The following is a 17040-nucleotide window of genomic DNA, read 5'->3' as shown; positions in this document are numbered from 1 at the left end:
ACAGATGGCTAAAACAATCGTCGTCAAGCAGATCGGTTCCCCGATCCGCCGCCCCGCCAAACAGCGTGCCACGCTGATCGGTCTGGGCCTGAACAAGATGAACCGCACCAAAGAGCTGGAAGATACACCGTCCGTCCGCGGCATGGTGAACTCGATCAGCCACATGGTCGAGATCATCGAAGAAAAAGGTTAAGTCGGGGTAAGGTGGATCACGATCCACCTTACGGTTTGGAATGAGAGCGCCTCGCAGGGATCTGCGGGGCGTTTTTTGTTTGACTTGCTAGTTGATATTGTATATACATTATGTACTTCCAGCTGCACTTGCGGAGTCATGATTAAGAAAATTCTGCTTATCATGGAGACGTGCAGTGCAGTTTGAATGGGATGAAGATAAGCGTGCAAAGAATATCGAAAAACATGGTGTCGATCTACTTTTTGCGGCCCTGATCTTTGATGGACCGATCCTAAAGCAGCCCGATACCCGGCAAGACTATGGTGAGTTGCGTTTCATCTCTCTCGGGTTAGTGGGCGACGATCCCTATATCGTTGTCCATACAGATCGAGGCGAAGTGACCAGACTAATCTCAGCTTGGCAAGGAGGCCGCAAAGATTATGCCAAATACAAAGAGAGCATCTCTTGATGAACTCCGCGCCATGAAGGACGCGGGCAAGATTTCTGTACCTGCTGAACGGAAGAAGGGCGAAGATTTGCCCGATGAGTTCTGGGACGATGCTCAACTCGTTATGCCCAAGGCAAAGAAAGCGATCAGCCTGCGGGTCGATCCTGATGTTCTCGAATTTTTCAAACAGCAGGGTGGGGGTCATTTGACTCGCATGCACGCTGTTTTAAAGGCTTATGTAGAGGCGCAAAAAAAGCGCGCTTCCTAATCACTGCACCGCCCGGCTTGCCCGGGCAGCAGCCGACCTCCCCCAAGAGGCCGCTTTTGCGACGTCTCACTATGACCTGACATTTGCGACTTTGGCGATGCTGTGCATCAAGCGAACCTTCCAAGGCCTCCAGGTCGGCCGCTGCCCTTCCGTTCCGCCAATCACTAACGCCGCATTAACCCATCCCACCGCACGCGCCGTTAACCCAGCAAAACCTGTACACCTGTACGTACAGGTTCTGTACGCATCGCGTACGTCATCTGTACGCTTCTCATCCCTGTTTTTCTTGAGCGTTAACCACCAATTCCGTCAAACCGGGATATTGCCCCGCCGTCCGTTGCATCACCCACTTGATCCACCACCGCCATCCGTCTATACGCCACCAGTCGGCAGGCAATCGCCTCCGACTCACAACCGCAAACGCCGTGTTTGGCCGCTCCCGTCGCTGGGGGCCAATTCCGGCAAAAGGAGAAGCGACATGAAACTGAATGAATTATCCGACAATCCCGGTGCAACCACCCGCAAAACGCGCGTTGGCCGTGGTGCAGGTTCCGGCAAAGGTAAGACCGGTGGCCGTGGTATCAAAGGTCAAAAGTCACGTTCCGGCGTAGCCATCAAAGGCTATGAGGGCGGCCAGATGCCACTCTACCAGCGTCTGCCAAAGCGTGGCTTTAACAAGCCGAACCGCAAGACTTTCGCCGTGATCAACCTTGGCCTGATCCAGAAATTCATCGACGAAGGCAAGATCGACGTCAAAGCTGATATCACCGAAGACGCGCTCGTCGCCTCCGGTTTGGTCCGTCGCAAAAAGGACGGTATCCGCGTTCTTGCGAAAGGTGATTTCAAAGCTAAAGCCAAGATTGCTGTCACCGGTGCCTCCAAAGGCGCTGTTGAAGCGGTCGAGAAAGCTGGCGGCTCACTGACCGTCACAACACCGGCAGCGGCTGAGTAAGACCTTGTGAGCGACCCTTCGGTCGCTTACATAACTCTTCATGTTTTCCCAAACGCCGCGAACCGGGGAACGGTTTTGCGGCGTTTCTTATAAAAAGAGACCCATATGGCTTCTGCAGCAGAGCAAATGGCAGCCAACGTCAGTTGGAGCGCCTTCGGCAAAGCAACTGAACTGCGTCAACGCATCATGTTTACGCTTGGTTTGTTGATCATCTACCGCCTTGGGACCTTTATCCCTGTCCCCGGCATTGATGGCATCGCCCTGCAACAATTCATGGAAGATGCCCAATCTGGTATCGGTGGCATCCTGTCGATGTTCACGGGTGGTGCGCTCAGCCGGATGGCGATCTTTACCCTTGGGATCATGCCTTACATCTCTGCATCCATCGTGATGCAGCTTCTGGGCTCCATGTGGGAACCGCTCAAGCAGTTGAAAAAAGAGGGCGAGCAGGGGCGGCGCAAGCTGAACCAATACACCCGCTACTTCACGGTCGTTCTGGCGACGGCGCAGGCCTATGGTCTGGCGCTTAGTCTTGAGGCTGGCGGTTTGGCCGCTGACCCGGGCCTGTTTTTCCAGGCCTCCACGGTCATTACCATCGTCGGTGGCTGTATGTTCCTGATGTGGCTGGGTGAACAGATCACCGCACGCGGTATCGGCAATGGTATTTCGTTGATCATTTTTGTTGGTATCATCGCTGAAATCCCGGCAGCCCTTGCACAGTTCCTGTCACAGGGTCGCTCTGGTGCGATTAGCCCGCTGGTGGTCATTGGTATCATTATCATGCTGGCCGTTGTGTTGACCTTTGTGGTCTTCATGGAACGCTCCCTACGCAAGATCCACATTCAGTATCCGCGCCAACAGCGCGGGATGAAGGTCTACGACGGCTCGACCAGCCACCTGCCGATCAAGGTGAACCCGGCTGGTGTTATCCCTGCGATCTTTGCCTCTGCTTTGCTATTGCTGCCGACCACGATCAGCACATTTAATGGCGGTGCTTCCGGCCCGCTGATGTCAACGATCCTCGCGCTGTTTGGTCCCGGTCAACCGCTGTATCTGTTGTTCTTTGGCGGCATGATTATCTTCTTCACCTATTTCTACACCCGCGAAGTGGCCTTCAAAACCGAGGATGTGGCGGAGAACCTGAAGAATCAGAACGGCTTTGTGCCGGGCATTCGCCCCGGTAAAAAGACTGAGGAGTATCTTGATTATGTGGTGACACGTATTCTGGTGCTGGGTTCGGGTTATCTGGCGCTTGTTGCTTTGTTGCCAGAGATTATCCGGGCCGAGCTGGCCATTCCGTTCTACTTTGGCGGTACGTCGATCCTGATTATTGTGTCGGTTGGTATGGACACCATCCAACAAATCCAGTCTCATCTGGTCGCACATCAATACGAAGGCCTGATTGAGAAGTCTCAGTTGCGTGGCAAGCGTAGTTCAAAACGTAAAGGGCCATCGCGTCGATGAATATCATTCTGCTGGGACCGCCGGGGGCGGGTAAGGGGACACAGGCACGCAAGCTTGTGGACGAACGTAACATGGTGCAACTCAGCACCGGTGATATGTTGCGTGACGCCCGGCAGAAGGGAACCGAGATGGGCAAGAAAGCCGGCGAGATTATGGATCGCGGCGATCTTGTGCCTGATGAGGTTGTTATCGGGATTATTCGCGAACAATTGGAAGCCGACCAAAGTGCAGGCGGCTATATCTTTGATGGTTTCCCACGGACATTGGCGCAGGCCGATGCTTTGGGCAATCTGCTGGTTGAGATGGGCGAGAACCTTGATTGCGTGATCGAGATGCAGGTGGATGATGACGCACTTGTCGATCGGATCACCGCACGATCAACCTGTGGGGCCTGTGGTGAGGTTTACAACGACAACACCAAGCCAATCCCGGCTGACAAGAAATGCACCAACTGCGGTGCCTCTGATTTCCGCCGTCGTCCCGACGATAATGAAGAAAGCCTGCGTGTACGGCTGATGGCCTACTACAAGCAGACCAGCCCATTGGTTGGGTACTACTATGCCAAGGGTGATCTGAAATCCGTTGATGGTTTGGCCAGCATGGATGATGTCGCCACAAGTATCGCATCGGCGTTGCGCCAAAGCGCGTAGCCGGGCCCTTGGGCGTCCGCTTGAATGGTGTCTTGACCCTATCCAAAATGCCCCCTAAACAGCGCCATCCCTAAGGGGAATCAATTTGTGGCTAAGGGTCGCGCCCTGACATCACAGAACACCTCGATATGACGCAGCCCGGCGCCCTTACAGGTCCGGGCTTCCGTTGTGAAAAAAGGGTCTGGAATGACGGACCCGCAACGAAAAGGAATTGCACACGTGGCACGTATTGCCGGCGTAAACATCCCGACTGCAAAGCGGGTTCCAATCGCCCTCACCTACATTACCGGTATTGGTTCTGCCAAAGCCGAAGAAATCTGCGAAGCGGTCAAGATTGACCGCGCGCGCCGTGTTAACCAGCTCTCTGACGCAGAAGTGCTGTCGATCCGTGAATATATCGACGCCAACCTGACTGTTGAAGGTGACCTGCGTCGTGACACACAGATGAACATCAAGCGTTTGATGGACCTTGGTTGCTACCGTGGCCTGCGCCACCGCCGTAACCTGCCTGTCCGTGGTCAGCGTACATCCACAAACGCGCGTACACGCAAGGGCCCTGCAAAGGCCATTGCCGGTAAGAAGAAATAAGGGAGGCTTGATCAATGGCACGTGATACAAAACGCACCAAAAAGAAGGTTTCCAAGAACATCGCAGCTGGTGTTGCGCATGTGAATTCTTCTTTCAACAACACAAAAATCCTGATCTCTGACGTGCAGGGCAACGCCATTTCTTGGTCGTCTGCCGGCACCATGGGTTTCAAGGGTTCGCGGAAATCCACACCTTATGCAGCCCAGATGGCTGCTGAGGATGCAGGCAAGAAAGCACAAGATCACGGCGTGAAAACGCTTGAGGTTGAAGTGCAGGGTCCTGGTTCCGGCCGTGAAAGCGCACTTCGCGCATTGGCCGCTGTTGGTTTCAACATCACATCGATCCGTGACGTGACCCCAATGGCCCATAACGGTTGCCGCCCACCAAAGCGTCGCCGCGTCTAAGACAATCCAAACGCCTTGGGGATCGTGCTATTTGCACGGCCCCAATCCGTCATTTTAACCTCGGGTGTTTGCCCTTTTGGACCATGAAGGCAGACGAGTATGGAGGGACATATGATCCACAAGAACTGGGCTGAGTTGATTAAGCCAACTCAATTGGAAGTAAAGCCGGGCAACGACCCCGCGCGTCAGGCAACCGTCATCGCAGAACCACTTGAGCGTGGTTTTGGTTTGACATTGGGCAACGCCCTGCGCCGCATTTTGATGTCATCCCTTCAGGGTGCTGCCATCACTGCCGTGCAAATCGACAACGTCCTGCATGAATTTTCATCCGTGTCCGGTGTCCGTGAAGACGTCACCGACATCGTGCTGAACCTCAAAGGTGTGGCGATCCGTATGGAGGTCGAAGGACCCAAGCGTTTGTCCGTTCAGGCCAAAGGCCCGGGCGTTGTGACCGCTGCGGATATCTCTGAGACTGCGGGTATCGAGGTTCTGAATAAGGACCACGTGATCTGTCACCTTGATGATGGCGCTGACCTTTACATGGAACTGACCGTGAATACCGGTAAGGGATATGTATCCGCTGACAAGAACAAGCCAGAAGATGCACCGATCGGTATGATGTCCGTCGATGCGATCTATTCGCCAGTCAAAAAAGTCAGCTATGACGTGCAGCCGACCCGTGAAGGTCAGGTGCTGGACTATGACAAGCTGACCATGAAGGTTGAAACCGATGGGTCGCTGACACCTGATGATGCGGTTGCCTACGCAGCCCGCATTTTGCAGGACCAGCTGTCGATCTTCGTCAACTTTGATGAGCCAGAGTCCGCACAGACTGGCGCGGATGATGATGGTCTTGAGTTCAACCCGCTTCTGCTCAAGAAGGTGGATGAGCTGGAACTGTCTGTCCGTTCGGCGAACTGCCTCAAGAACGACAACATCGTGTACATCGGCGATCTGATCCAGAAGACCGAAGCAGAAATGCTGCGCACACCGAACTTTGGCCGCAAATCTTTGAACGAGATCAAAGAAGTGCTGTCTGGCATGGGTCTGCACCTTGGCATGGACGTTGAGGACTGGCCACCGGACAACATCGAAGATCTGGCGAAGAAGTTCGAAGATCAGTTTTAAAACGTAAGGTGGGTTCAAACCCACCTTACACCAAATGCCCGTCTGTATACGGGGAAAACCTTGGGCAATTCCGCCCCAATAACGGAGCCAGCGACGCGCATCGCATCGGCCCATCCTAATACAAAATGGAGACTATCACATGCGTCACGCAAGAGGTTACCGCCGCCTAAACCGCACCCATGAACACCGCAAAGCGCTGTTCGCGAACATGGCAGGCTCGCTCATTGAACATGAGCAGATCAAAACAACACTGCCCAAGGCCAAAGAACTGCGCCGGATCGTTGAAAAGCTGGTCACACTTGGCAAGCGCGGCGATCTGCACGCGCGTCGCCAGGCCAATGCACAGCTGAAGCAGGAAATGCACACAGCGAAATTGTTCGACGTCATCGGCCCCCGATACAAAGAGCGTCAGGGTGGTTATGTCCGCATCATCAAGGCGGGCTTCCGCTATGGTGACATGGCGCCGATGGCGATCATCGAATTCGTCGACCGCGACGTCGATGCCAAAGGTGCGGCTGATAAGGCGCGCTTGGCTGAGTACGAGAACGCAGAAGACTAAGTTTTTCTGACTGAAGAATTTTGAAAGGCCTCGCATGTTTTGCGAGGCCTTTTGTTTTGATGAATGTCTGGATTGAGCCGATTGTGTTGAAAAACTCTGCTTGTTTGGCGAGCTGATCGCTGATTCAATTTCGGTATTCATACTGGAGGTTGATTGCGATGATGGGACCGAAGCAGGAAGCGCAGGCGGCCTTGTTCTATGAGTTCTCGCTTGAAGATCACGTCCCGCAAGATCACCTGCTGCGTGCGATTGATCGGTTCGTTGATCTCAGCAGCATTCGCGCCCATCTGACGGATTTCTACAGCCACACAGGCCGCCCATCGATTGATCCGGAATTGATGATCCGCATGCTGCTGGTTGGATACTGCTTTGGCATCCGGTCCGAGCGTCGGCTCTGCGAAGAGGTGCATCTGAACCTCGCATATCGCTGGTTCTGCAAACTCGATCTGTCAGATTCGATCCCCGATCATTCAACCTTCTCCAAGAACCGGCATGGACGGTTCCGTGACTGCGATCTGTTCCGCCATCTATTTGAGACGGTCGTGGAGCGCTGCATGGCTGAGGGTTTGGTTGGCGGCGAGACCTTTGCGATAGATGCCAGCATCATCCAGGCCGATGCCAACAAGCAATACTCAGCGTCAAAGGCGGAATGGGAGGCCGCGCAGATCGACCCGGCGGTCGTTCCGCGAGCCGTGCGGGAATATCTTGAGACATTGGATGACGCCGCATTTGGTGCCGCAAGCGATACGACACCAAAGTTCACATCCTTCTCTGATCCCGCCAGCCAGTGGACAGGTGCGTTGAAAGGACCAGCATTCTTTGCCTATTCGACCAATTATCTGATCGATACTGACCATGCGATCATTCTGGATGTCGAGGCGACCCGCGCCATCCGTCCGGCTGAGGTTGGGGCAACCCAAACAATGCTGACCCGCACGCGAGACAGGTTCGATCTTTTTCCAGACCGGCTGGCAGCGGACACCGCCTATGGTTCAGGCAACATGCTGGGTTGGCTGGTCGATCAAGACATTGAACCGCACGTTCCAGTGATCGACAAATCAGATCGCAAAGACGGGACATTCACTAATCTCGAGTTCCGCTACGATCCAGCCACAGACGAATACACCTGCCCTGGTGGCAAACCCCTCAAGAAGTACTGGCGTAAGATGCGCACCCCGCGCATCGGCGTTAGTAAGGATGGCATCAAACGGTACTACGCCAGCAAGACACACTGCTCCACCTGCGCCCTCAAAGAACGCTGCACGCCCAACAAAGATGCCCGCATTGTCTCACGGCATGTCCATGAGGCGGCGCGTGACAAGGCACGCGAGATCGCCAAGACAGACGCATATGCCGAAGCCAGCAGACGACGAAAGAAGGTCGAAATGCTCTTCGCCCATCTCAAGAAGATCATGCGGCTCGACCGCCTGCGTCTGCGCGGACCAAACGGTGCGAAAGACGAATTCCTCCTCGCCGCAACCGCCCAAAACCTCCGCAAACTCGCCAAACTGCGCCCAATGCGCCCCGCGATGACATAAGATCGACGCCAGCCACAATAAACACTCACATCATCGCGCTTCTCAAACCGAGTTTTTCAACACAATCAGCCCAAAGTGCATGATGCTGCATGGCGCTCGAACGGTAGCTTTGCCGTAAATTTGATTCCGACATGCAAGCTGTTTCGCCCCCTCGAAGGGGCATGCTACTAGTTCTGTAATAAACAGGAGGATGATCTAATGATCTCACCGGCCCACGCGTTGTTGATGGCACGCTACAATCACTGGCAGAACGGCCGTCTCTACAAGGCAGCAGATGCCCTTGATGACAAACAAAGGAAAGAAGATCGAAGCGCATTTTTTGGATCGTTGCATACGACGCTTGCGCACATTCTTTGGGCGGACCGTGTTTGGATGAACAGGTTTGCTGGTACGCCAGCGACTGTTTTGGAAGATGATCAAGGTAGGGGACTTGCATATCAAGATTGGCAAATACTGAAAACAGATCGCGCGACCTTTGATGAAACGATTCTACGTTGGGCGCGTGATCTGGATGAAGCGTGGCTCGCGGCTGATTTCACGTGGTGGAATACGACACGTACTCGCAAGTCAACGCAACCCGCTTGGAGGCTTGTGGCACATTTCTTCAATCACCAGACCCACCACCGTGGCCAAGCTCACGCGCTACTGACGGCATTTGGTTTGGCTACGGAAAGCACCGATCTGTTGGTGACCCCCGCCGACTTTTCATAATGTCGGTATGGGAAGAGCGGTCATTCAGGCATCAGCATCGAAAGTCGGCTGCGTCCGCACAGCCGACCTGTTTGAGTTCTCGGGAAGCCCGACAGATGTGATAGCTTGCAATCAAGCGGCGCTCCGAACATATCTTTGAGGACTATGGCCGACCTTTTCGACAGCACCCCAACCGATACCCCGGCAGGTTCGCGTCCGCTGGCAGACCGTTTGCGCCCACAGGCTTTGTCCGAGGTAATCGGCCAGCAACAGGTACTGGGTGCGGATGCGCCGTTGGGCACGATGTTGTCTTCAGGTTCGCTGTCGTCGCTGATCTTCTGGGGCCCGCCCGGTGTGGGCAAGACCACCATTGCACGTCTACTGGCCGATGAGACCGACCTGCATTTCGTCCAGATCAGCGCAATTTTCACCGGTGTGCCAGAACTGCGCAAAGTGTTCGAGGCCGCCAAGATGCGCCGCCAGAACGGTAAGGGCACCTTGCTGTTCGTGGATGAGATCCACCGTTTCAACAAAGCCCAGCAGGATGGGTTTTTGCCCTATATGGAAGACGGCACGATCCTTTTGGTGGGGGCCACCACCGAGAACCCCAGCTTTGAGTTGAACGCTGCGGTCCTGAGCCGCTCACAGGTGTTCATCCTTACCCGGTTGGACCTCAAGGACCTCGAACTGCTGGCCCAGCGGGCCGAGAAGGAATTAGGCAAGCCGCTGCCATTGGATGGCCCCGCCCGCGATGCTTTGCTGGAAATGGCGGATGGCGATGGTCGCGCTTTGCTGAACCTGATTGAGCAGGTGAGTGCCTGGAAGACCGACGCCAAACTAACCACCGACGATCTGACCAAGCGCCTGATGAAGCGCGCCGTCAAATACGATAAATCCGGCGATGAGCATTATAACCTGATCAGCGCCCTGCATAAATCAGTACGTGGATCAGACCCGGACGCCGCTCTTTATTGGTTCGCCCGCATGTTGGCAGGCGGCGAGGACCCGCGTTTTCTGGCCCGTCGCATTACCCGCATGGCGGTTGAAGATATCGGGCTGGCCGATCCGCAGGCGCAGGCGGTGTGTTTGCAGTCTTGGGAAACCTATGAGCGATTGGGGTCCCCTGAGGGCGAGCTCGCCTTGGCGCAGGCTGTGACCTACCTCGCGCTCGCGCCGAAATCGAATGCGACCTATGTGGCCTATAAGGGCGCTGTTGCGGCGGCCAAGCAGACCGGGTCAGAGCCACCGCCTGCGCATATTCTGAATGCGCCGACCACGCTGATGAAAGAGCAGGGGTTTGGTGCGGGCTATAACTATGACCATGACGCCGAGGACGGTTTTAGTGGGCAGAACTATTTCCCCGAAATGATGAAACGCGGCGTCTATTATGTGCCTGTCGATCGTGGCTTTGAGCGCGATCTGAAAAAGCGCGTCGATTTCTTTGCAGGCCTGCGTGCCAAGCGCAGCAAGAATTGACAATCGCGCGGCAAGCGGTCAGAGCAGCGCCATGATGACACCAGTAATCTCTGTCGCCCTTGGTGGGGCCTTAGGCGCTGTGCTGCGCTACTTTGTCGGGTTGGCTGTGGCCTTTCCGATGGGGACACTGGCAGTGAATGTGATTGGCTCTTTTGCGATTGGCCTTCTCTGGGTCTTGCTGGCCGCGCGCGGGTTGCATCAGTGGATGCCGTTCTTGATGACCGGCCTATTGGGTGGCTTCACGACGTTTTCGGCGTTTTCACTGGATACGATGCGTTTGGTTGAGGCCGGGCGGATGACGGCGGCGGGCGGATACGTCTTTGCCTCTGTCATCCTGTCCATTCTCGCCTGTTTTGCGGGCCTGTGGCTTGCCAAAGGAATAACAACATGAGTGGTGTGCAGACCCGGGTCATTGGCCCTGATGATGGCGACCAGCGCCTTGACCGCTATCTGCGCCGTCTGTTCCCGCATCTGACCCAAGGGCGGATTGAGAAGATGTGCCGCAAGGGTGAGCTGCGTGTTGATGGTGGCCGCGTGAAGTCGAATTCCCGTGTTGAGGTGGGCCAGACGGTGCGTATTCCCCCTTTGCCAACCGAGGAAGAGGCCGCCGCCGCTGCCAACCTTGCCAAGCGCGGTGTGACCAAGGCGGATGCAAAGTTGATCCAGTCGTGCGTGATCTACAAAGACGACCATATCATCGCCATCAACAAACCCCCCGGTCTGGCGACGCAAGGCGGGTCCAAGACGACCCGCCATGTTGATGGGCTGTCTGAGGCGCTGATGTTTGATTACGACGAGAAGCCCCGGTTGGTGCATCGTCTGGATAAGGATACCTCTGGCGTTCTATTGCTGGCGCGGACGCGCATGATGGCCAAGCAGTTGACCGAGAACCTGAAGCACCGCGAGACGCGCAAGATTTATTGGGCTGCCGTTGCCGGTGTGCCGCATCCGCGTGCGGGGACCATCAAATATGGTCTGGTGAAAGCCCCCGGTCATGGGCGTGGTGGCGAGAATGAGAAAATGCGCTGCGTTCATCCACGTGATCTGGACAGTGTTGAGGGGGCCAAGCGTGCCACCTCTGATTACGCCGTGATGGATACGCTGGCGAGCCGTGCGGCATGGTGTGCTTTGGTGCCTATCACGGGCCGCACCCATCAGCTGCGCGCACATATGGCCGAGATCGGGCATCCGATTGTAGGTGATGGCAAATACGGTGGCTCCGGTCAGGAAAACCTTGGCGATGGCTGGGGCGCTGGCATGGGCAGCGAGATTGGGCGCAAGCTGCACCTGCATGCGCGCAGCCTGACGATTGAGCATCCGGCGACAGGGGCGACCTTGCATCTGACAGCACCACTGCCAGAGCATATGCAAAATACGTGGGATTTTGTGGGTTGGGTCGTGGGCCATGCCCCCGTAGATCCATTCAATATGCCCGATGAGTGACTTGAGACTGGTGATCTTTGACGTCGACGGCACGCTCGTCGACAGTCAGGCCGAGATTATGGCCGCGATGGCACTGGCGTTTCAGGCCGAGGGTTTGGTCATGCCAGATCGAGCAACCGTTTTGTCCATCGTAGGGCTGTCATTGGCTGAAGCGTTCCGCGTGCTTTGCCCGGATACAGATGACGCGCAGCGCGGTCGGTTGGTCATAGCCTATAAGGATGCCTTTGTCAGCCTGCGTCGTGACAATCAGGAGATGGGGCCGCTGTTTCCCGGTGCACGTGAGGCATTGGATGTGTTGCTTGCGCAGGATCACACCTTGCTTGCCGTGGCGACCGGCAAATCGCGACGTGGTTTGGACAAGGTTATGGAACGGCATGGCCTGATAGGCATGTTTCATTCTGAACAGGTGGCCGACCATCATCCGTCCAAGCCGCACCCAGCAATGATCCTCACGGCGCTGAACGAAACGGGTGTTGCGCCGCAAAAGGCTGTCATGTTGGGCGATACGACCTACGACATGGATATGGCGCGGGCGGCTGGGATCAAGAAGATCGGCGTCACATGGGGCTATCATGCCGCTGATACTCTCCAGCCTGACGCGATGATTGATAATTTTGCAGCGCTCGCCGGCGTTGTGGACCAATTGATAGGGCACTGAGAGATGAGCGATTGGCAACCGAAACGATTTTGGGAAAGGGCCCAGGCAGAGACTTGTGATGGCGGGTTCACGGTCAAGCTGGATGGACGTCTGGTGAGGACCCCGGCGAAGGCGTCCTTGATTTTGCCAACGATGGCGATGGCCGAGGCCGTTGCACTGGAATGGGACGCGCAGGATGATGTCGTTGACCCGCGTACGATGCCGGTCACGCGTGGTGCAAATGCGGCAATTGATAAGGTACGCACGCAACGCGCAGAGGTCATTGCACTGCTTTCTGAATATGGCGATAGCGACTTGCTGTGTTACCGCGCTGCCGGACCCGATGGTTTGATCCGGCGGCAGGCCGATGGCTGGGATCCGATGCTAGATTGGGCGGCCGATGCCCTCAATGCGCGGCTTTTTGTGGGTGAGGGCGTCATGCATGTGATGCAAAAACCGGCCGCATTGCAGAGGCTGGAAGCCGAGGTTGCGGCCTTTGACGACTTTGCCTTGGCTGCTGTGCATGATCTGATCAGTATCTCCGGGTCTTTGATCCTTGCGCTTGCGATCACCAAAGATGCAATTGCAACTGAAGAGGCTTGGTTGCTTTCGCGCATCGATGAGCATTGGCAAATCGAGCAATGGGGCGAGGATGAAGAAGCTGCCGTAGCGGAAACCGTTAAGCGGGATGCATTTTTTGATGCCGCAAAGTTTTACCGTTTGGCCATCGCTTAGAGGAAACAGTTCGTTTCGCGGCAAACAGCAAAAAAACCGCCTGATTTCGCGGTAATTGCCCCTTGTTTTCTGCCGCCCACTCTTGACTCTACCGGCGAATAAACAAAGTCTTTGTGCATTGAGTTGGGAGGTCCCTGCTCATTCATCATGACTGTCGATCGGGACGGGATAAAAATTGGCCACCCTAGCGGGGTGGAAACTCAGGAAGAGGTAAAAATGAAAAAAACCGCATTTTACGGCGCACTGACTGTTGCTGGTCTTGCCGCAAGCATGGCATCCGCAGCGACGTTGGATGACGTCAAAGAACGTGGCGTGCTGAACTGTGGCGTGACAACTGGCCTGGTCGGCTTTGCATCACCTGATGCGAACGGCGTATGGACTGGTTTTGACGTTGGTGTTTGCCGCGCTGTTGCTGCCGCTGTTTTGGGCGACTCAGACGCTGTTGAGTTTGTTCCAACGACGGGCAAGACACGCTTCACTTCGCTGGCTTCAGGCGAAATTGACGTGCTGGCACGTAACACAACATGGACATTCAGCCGTGACGTCGACCTGAAGTTCGAATTCACTGGTGTGAACTACTATGATGGCCAAGGCTTCATGGTTCCACGTGATCTGGGTGTTTCGTCCGCGAAAGAACTTGATGGCGCGACTGTCTGCATCCAGACAGGCACAACAACAGAGCTGAACCTGGCGGACTTCTTCCGTTCCAACAGCATTAGCTACGAGCCTGTTCCTATTGAGACAAACGCCGAAGCACAGGTTCAGTACCTTGCTGGCGCATGTGACGTGTACACAACTGACGCATCTGGTCTTGCTGCAACACGTGCATCCTTTGAGAACCCGGCAGACCACGTTCTGCTGCCAGAAATCATCTCAAAAGAGCCACTCGGCCCGCTTGTCCGCCACGGCGACAACGACTGGGGTGATATCGTACGTTGGACGTTGAACGCACTGATCGCAGCTGAAGAGCTGGGCGTCACATCTGCCAACATCGAAGAGCTGGCAGCCGCACCAACAGGCAACCCCGAAGTTAACCGCCTGCTGGGTACCGAAGGTGAACTGGGCGCGATGCTGGGTCTGGAAGCAGATTGGGCCAAGAACGCGATTGCCGCTGGTGGTAACTACGGCGAGCTGTTCGAAAAGAACATCGGTGAGAATACACCAATCGGTCTGGCGCGTGGTCTGAATGCGCAGTGGACAGATGGTGGTCTGCTCTACACACCACCTTTCCGCTAAGGAAAACGGATAAGATCAAAGGGCGCGGTGAAGACCGCGCCCTTTCACCAAGACGACCACATAATCGGCCTAGACGAGTTGCGCAAAGCAACCACACAGCGCTGACACAACGGGGAAATTCTAATGACGTCGATTACAGACCCACCACAGGGGTCATTTCGCCTGTCAATGCTCATCAACGATACCCGCTATCGATCCTATACGTTTCAGGCGATTGCGTTCATCGTACTGGCATTGGCCATCGGCTATCTGATCAACAATCTATTCACCAACCTTGCCGCCCAAGGTCTTGATATCGATTTTGCCTTTTTGGGCGCACCGGCGGGTTACGACATCAACCAACGTCTGATCGAGTACACCAGTCAATCGACAGAATCTTCGCGCTGCATTTGTTGGCATCTTGAATACGCTGTTGGTGTCATTTCTGGCCTGTGTGACCGCGACAATCTTTGGCGTTCTGGCCGGTGTCTTGCGCTTGTCCAATAACTGGCTCGTGCGCAAGCTGATGGCCATCTATGTTGAGATTTTCCGCAACATCCCTGTGCTGATCTGGGTCCTGATCATCTTTACGATCATGATCGCCGTGCTGCCGGGGCCAAGAGAATTTCGTGGTGACGATGCGACATCGTCCATGTTCCTTGGACTTGCGGCTTTCACGAACCGCGGTGTCTATGTCCCGCTGCCATTCTTTGAGCGTGGGTTCGGTGGAGCGACGGACTTCTTGCTGGTGCTGGCCATTCTGGTTGGTTCCTTTGTCGGCACCCGTGCCGTGACCGCCCGTGCGACCCGCATTCAAGAAGCAACCGGTGAGCGTCCGGCGACATTGCTGACCAATCTGGCAATCTGGTTTGGTCCGATCATCGCGCTGTTCCTGATCCTTGGGCTGAGCTTTGAAGTCCCCGAACTCAAAGGTTTCAACTTTGCGGGTGGTATCAAGGTCGGTGGTCCGCTGATCGCCATCTGGTTTGCCCTGTCGATCTACACCGGTGCCTTTATCGCAGAAAACGTGCGCGCAGGTATTCAGGCCGTATCGAAGGGCCAGACCGAAGCTGCAGGTGCGCTGGGCATTCGCCCTGGTCGCATCATGAGCCTTGTTGTGCTGCCACAGGCGTTGCGGGTGATCATCCCGCCGTTGATTTCCAACTATCTCAACATCACCAAGAACTCTTCCTTGGCGATTTTGGTGGGTTATGCGGATGTGACGGCGACATTGGGTGGCATTACGCTGAACCAGACGGGCCGTGCGATTGAATGCATCCTTTTGCTGATGCTGTTCTATCTGACGATCTCATTGCTGATCTCTGCGGTGATCAACGTCTACAACAACGCAATCAAGCTGAAGGAGCGCTAAGATGGCTGATCGTACAATCGCGTTCGTTCGCACTGAAACCCTTCCTGAACTGGCACCGCCGCCGAATGCGGCGGGACCGACGAAATGGATCAAGGATAATCTGTTTGCGACACCCGCCAATGGGCTTCTGACCATCGTGGCGATCTTTGTGATCTACAAGATCCTCAGCGGCGCAGTGCCGTGGATGGCGAACGGTATCTGGACGTCGCCCAGCCTAGCGGTCTGCCGCGAGATGCTGGATGGCGCGACAGGGGCATGTTTTGCAGTCCTGACCGAGCGTTGGAACCAGCTCTTGTTTGGCTTCCAATACCCCACTGACCTCTATTGGCGTCCCGGACTGGCCTTTGCCTTGCTGTTCTTTGCAGCCGCACCGGTCTTGTTCTTTGATCTGCCACGCAAGCTTTTGATCTTCACAGCGCTCTATCCCTTTATCGCCTATTGGCTGATCTGGGGCGGGTCCATTATGGGGCCGTTGTTGGCGCTTGTGTCGATTGCTGCGGGTGTGATTTTCTACCAAAAGTTCGTCACGCGTAGCTTTGCACTTGGTTTCTTTGGCGGTGTGGTCACCTTCTTTGTCGTGCTCACGCTCGGTGGCTACATCATCCCGGATACGGAAATCACGGAAGGGGCCATGCGGTCTGTACCAAGCCGTGATCTGGGTGGGTTCATGCTGAACATGATGCTGGGTGTCACTTGCGTGTCGCTGTCTTTGCCAATTGGCATTGCCTTGGCACTGGGGCGTCAATCCAGCATGCCAATCATCAAATACATCTGCGTCATCTTCATTGAATTTGTCCGGGGTGTGCCGTTGATTACATTGCTGTTCGTGGCAAACGTGATGTTGGGCTACTTCTTCCCGCCCGGCTCTGGCGTTGATCTGTTCTTGCGTGTTGTGATCATGATCACGATGTTCTCGGCCGCCTATATCGCCGAGGTGATCCGGGGTGGTCTGGCCGCTTTGCCAAAGGGGCAGTATGAGGCGGGTGACAGTCTTGGTCTGGATTATGCCCAATCCATGCGTCTGATCATCCTGCCACAAGCGCTCAAGATTTCCATTCCGGGCATCGTGAACGTGGCGGTAGGTCTGTTCAAAGACACCACACTCGTCTCGGTCATTTCGATGTTTGATCTGGTTGGCATGATCCGTGGTCCGATCCTCGCGTCGGTCGAATGGCAAGGCGTCTACTGGGAACTGTTCGGCGCGGCAGCCTTACTGTTCTTCATCGTCTGCTACGGCATTTCACAATACTCACAATGGTTGGAGCGCAGGCTCGCAACCGACCACCGATAGGAGGCTGATA

At 55.3% G+C, this 17040-nt stretch carries 19 protein-coding genes and 1 pseudogene; all 20 read left to right on the top strand.

The genetic code is table 11. The annotated features are described in order from the left end of the window. The first annotated feature begins 4 nt into the window (after positions 1 to 4). The 20 genes and pseudogenes from rpmD (at position 5) to ACZ1G5_RS06875 (ending at position 17030) form a co-directional block, all read left to right on the top strand. Entirely contained in the window at positions 5 to 193 is a 189-nt protein-coding gene (gene rpmD / locus ACZ1G5_RS06970; RefSeq protein WP_008236512.1) for a 50S ribosomal protein L30, read from the top strand. A 175-nt stretch (positions 194 to 368) separates the two neighbouring features. After that, positions 369 to 641: a BrnT family toxin gene (locus tag ACZ1G5_RS06965; RefSeq protein ID WP_472732158.1), complete on the top strand. Its 273-nt coding sequence runs from the start codon at positions 369 to 371 to the stop codon at positions 639 to 641. Next, on the top strand, positions 613 to 888 hold the full coding sequence (locus tag ACZ1G5_RS06960) for a BrnA antitoxin family protein (protein ID WP_472732157.1): 276 nt from the start codon (positions 613 to 615) through the stop codon (positions 886 to 888). Before ACZ1G5_RS06965 ends, ACZ1G5_RS06960 begins: the two co-directional genes overlap by 29 nt. A 478-nt stretch (positions 889 to 1366) precedes the next feature. After that, positions 1367 to 1840: a 50S ribosomal protein L15 gene (rplO, locus tag ACZ1G5_RS06955; protein WP_472732156.1), complete on the top strand. Its 474-nt coding sequence runs from the start codon at positions 1367 to 1369 to the stop codon at positions 1838 to 1840. Positions 1841 to 1945: 105 nt separating this feature from the next. Then, a complete protein-coding gene (gene secY / locus ACZ1G5_RS06950) occupies positions 1946 to 3304 on the top strand; it encodes a preprotein translocase subunit SecY (protein ID WP_472732155.1) in 1359 nt (452 codons plus the stop codon). Further along, a complete protein-coding gene (locus ACZ1G5_RS06945; RefSeq protein ID WP_472732154.1) occupies positions 3301 to 3954 on the top strand; it encodes an adenylate kinase in 654 nt (217 codons plus the stop codon). Before secY ends, ACZ1G5_RS06945 begins: the two co-directional genes overlap by 4 nt. Before the next feature lie 219 nt (positions 3955 to 4173). After that, positions 4174 to 4542 (top strand): 30S ribosomal protein S13, encoded by a 369-nt coding sequence (gene rpsM / locus ACZ1G5_RS06940; protein ID WP_472732153.1) that lies wholly within the window; start codon positions 4174 to 4176, stop codon positions 4540 to 4542. A gap of 14 nt (positions 4543 to 4556) precedes the next feature. Then, positions 4557 to 4946 carry a 30S ribosomal protein S11 gene (rpsK, locus tag ACZ1G5_RS06935; RefSeq protein WP_008236527.1) on the top strand — a complete coding sequence of 130 codons (390 nt, stop codon included), beginning with the start codon at positions 4557 to 4559 and terminating at the stop codon, positions 4944 to 4946. A 111-nt stretch (positions 4947 to 5057) separates the two neighbouring features. After that, positions 5058 to 6074 carry a DNA-directed RNA polymerase subunit alpha gene (locus ACZ1G5_RS06930; protein WP_168769123.1) on the top strand — a complete coding sequence of 339 codons (1017 nt, stop codon included), beginning with the start codon at positions 5058 to 5060 and terminating at the stop codon, positions 6072 to 6074. Between the two features lie 139 nt (positions 6075 to 6213). Continuing rightward, complete coding sequence (gene rplQ, locus ACZ1G5_RS06925) at positions 6214 to 6633, top strand: 50S ribosomal protein L17 (protein WP_472732152.1); 420 nt, start codon at positions 6214 to 6216, stop codon at positions 6631 to 6633. A gap of 158 nt (positions 6634 to 6791) precedes the next feature. After that, positions 6792 to 8171 carry an IS1182 family transposase gene (locus tag ACZ1G5_RS06920; RefSeq protein ID WP_472732151.1) on the top strand — a complete coding sequence of 460 codons (1380 nt, stop codon included), beginning with the start codon at positions 6792 to 6794 and terminating at the stop codon, positions 8169 to 8171. Between the two features lie 198 nt (positions 8172 to 8369). Beyond that, positions 8370 to 8882 carry a DinB family protein gene (locus ACZ1G5_RS06915; protein WP_472732150.1) on the top strand — a complete coding sequence of 171 codons (513 nt, stop codon included), beginning with the start codon at positions 8370 to 8372 and terminating at the stop codon, positions 8880 to 8882. A gap of 144 nt (positions 8883 to 9026) precedes the next feature. Further along, on the top strand, positions 9027 to 10337 hold the full coding sequence (locus ACZ1G5_RS06910) for a replication-associated recombination protein A (protein ID WP_472732149.1): 1311 nt from the start codon (positions 9027 to 9029) through the stop codon (positions 10335 to 10337). A 31-nt stretch (positions 10338 to 10368) separates the two neighbouring features. Next, a complete protein-coding gene (gene crcB / locus ACZ1G5_RS06905; protein ID WP_472732148.1) occupies positions 10369 to 10728 on the top strand; it encodes a fluoride efflux transporter CrcB in 360 nt (119 codons plus the stop codon). After that, complete coding sequence (locus ACZ1G5_RS06900; protein WP_472732147.1) at positions 10725 to 11780, top strand: RluA family pseudouridine synthase; 1056 nt, start codon at positions 10725 to 10727, stop codon at positions 11778 to 11780. Before crcB ends, ACZ1G5_RS06900 begins: the two co-directional genes overlap by 4 nt. Then, positions 11773 to 12438 carry an HAD-IA family hydrolase gene (locus ACZ1G5_RS06895; protein ID WP_472732146.1) on the top strand — a complete coding sequence of 222 codons (666 nt, stop codon included), beginning with the start codon at positions 11773 to 11775 and terminating at the stop codon, positions 12436 to 12438. Before ACZ1G5_RS06900 ends, ACZ1G5_RS06895 begins: the two co-directional genes overlap by 8 nt. A 3-nt stretch (positions 12439 to 12441) precedes the next feature. Further along, complete coding sequence (locus ACZ1G5_RS06890) at positions 12442 to 13152, top strand: ATP12 family chaperone protein (RefSeq protein ID WP_472732145.1); 711 nt, start codon at positions 12442 to 12444, stop codon at positions 13150 to 13152. Positions 13153 to 13368: 216 nt separating this feature from the next. Continuing rightward, complete coding sequence (locus ACZ1G5_RS06885; protein WP_472732144.1) at positions 13369 to 14388, top strand: amino acid ABC transporter substrate-binding protein; 1020 nt, start codon at positions 13369 to 13371, stop codon at positions 14386 to 14388. 123 nt (positions 14389 to 14511) lie between these two features. Then, positions 14512 to 15739: pseudogene (locus ACZ1G5_RS06880) on the top strand (amino acid ABC transporter permease). A gap of 1 nt (position 15740) precedes the next feature. Continuing rightward, positions 15741 to 17030: an amino acid ABC transporter permease gene (locus ACZ1G5_RS06875; protein ID WP_472732143.1), complete on the top strand. Its 1290-nt coding sequence runs from the start codon at positions 15741 to 15743 to the stop codon at positions 17028 to 17030. Positions 17031 to 17040: the final 10 nt, after the last annotated feature.

The organism is Yoonia sp. JB2-21, from assembly GCF_055693545.1.
Note: the sequence above shows the minus strand (reverse complement) of the source record. Positions and strands in the feature narration are given on the sequence as shown.

What these genes read in the sequence shown, in the direction of transcription:
- rpmD (WP_008236512.1), top strand. Translation starts at nt 5, where the DNA reads ATGGCTAAAACAATCGTCGTCAAGCAGATCGGTTCCCCGATCCGCCGC.
- ACZ1G5_RS06960 (WP_472732157.1), top strand. Translation starts at nt 613, where the DNA reads ATGCCAAATACAAAGAGAGCATCTCTTGATGAACTCCGCGCCATGAAG.
- rplO (WP_472732156.1), top strand. Translation starts at nt 1,367, where the DNA reads ATGAAACTGAATGAATTATCCGACAATCCCGGTGCAACCACCCGCAAA.
- secY (WP_472732155.1), top strand. Translation starts at nt 1,946, where the DNA reads ATGGCTTCTGCAGCAGAGCAAATGGCAGCCAACGTCAGTTGGAGCGCC.
- ACZ1G5_RS06945 (WP_472732154.1), top strand. Translation starts at nt 3,301, where the DNA reads ATGAATATCATTCTGCTGGGACCGCCGGGGGCGGGTAAGGGGACACAG.
- rpsK (WP_008236527.1), top strand. Translation starts at nt 4,557, where the DNA reads ATGGCACGTGATACAAAACGCACCAAAAAGAAGGTTTCCAAGAACATC.
- ACZ1G5_RS06930 (WP_168769123.1), top strand. Translation starts at nt 5,058, where the DNA reads ATGATCCACAAGAACTGGGCTGAGTTGATTAAGCCAACTCAATTGGAA.
- rplQ (WP_472732152.1), top strand. Translation starts at nt 6,214, where the DNA reads ATGCGTCACGCAAGAGGTTACCGCCGCCTAAACCGCACCCATGAACAC.
- ACZ1G5_RS06920 (WP_472732151.1), top strand. Translation starts at nt 6,792, where the DNA reads ATGATGGGACCGAAGCAGGAAGCGCAGGCGGCCTTGTTCTATGAGTTC.
- ACZ1G5_RS06915 (WP_472732150.1), top strand. Translation starts at nt 8,370, where the DNA reads ATGATCTCACCGGCCCACGCGTTGTTGATGGCACGCTACAATCACTGG.
- ACZ1G5_RS06910 (WP_472732149.1), top strand. Translation starts at nt 9,027, where the DNA reads ATGGCCGACCTTTTCGACAGCACCCCAACCGATACCCCGGCAGGTTCG.
- crcB (WP_472732148.1), top strand. Translation starts at nt 10,369, where the DNA reads ATGATGACACCAGTAATCTCTGTCGCCCTTGGTGGGGCCTTAGGCGCT.
- ACZ1G5_RS06900 (WP_472732147.1), top strand. Translation starts at nt 10,725, where the DNA reads ATGAGTGGTGTGCAGACCCGGGTCATTGGCCCTGATGATGGCGACCAG.
- ACZ1G5_RS06895 (WP_472732146.1), top strand. Translation starts at nt 11,773, where the DNA reads ATGAGTGACTTGAGACTGGTGATCTTTGACGTCGACGGCACGCTCGTC.
- ACZ1G5_RS06890 (WP_472732145.1), top strand. Translation starts at nt 12,442, where the DNA reads ATGAGCGATTGGCAACCGAAACGATTTTGGGAAAGGGCCCAGGCAGAG.
- ACZ1G5_RS06885 (WP_472732144.1), top strand. Translation starts at nt 13,369, where the DNA reads ATGAAAAAAACCGCATTTTACGGCGCACTGACTGTTGCTGGTCTTGCC.
- ACZ1G5_RS06875 (WP_472732143.1), top strand. Translation starts at nt 15,741, where the DNA reads ATGGCTGATCGTACAATCGCGTTCGTTCGCACTGAAACCCTTCCTGAA.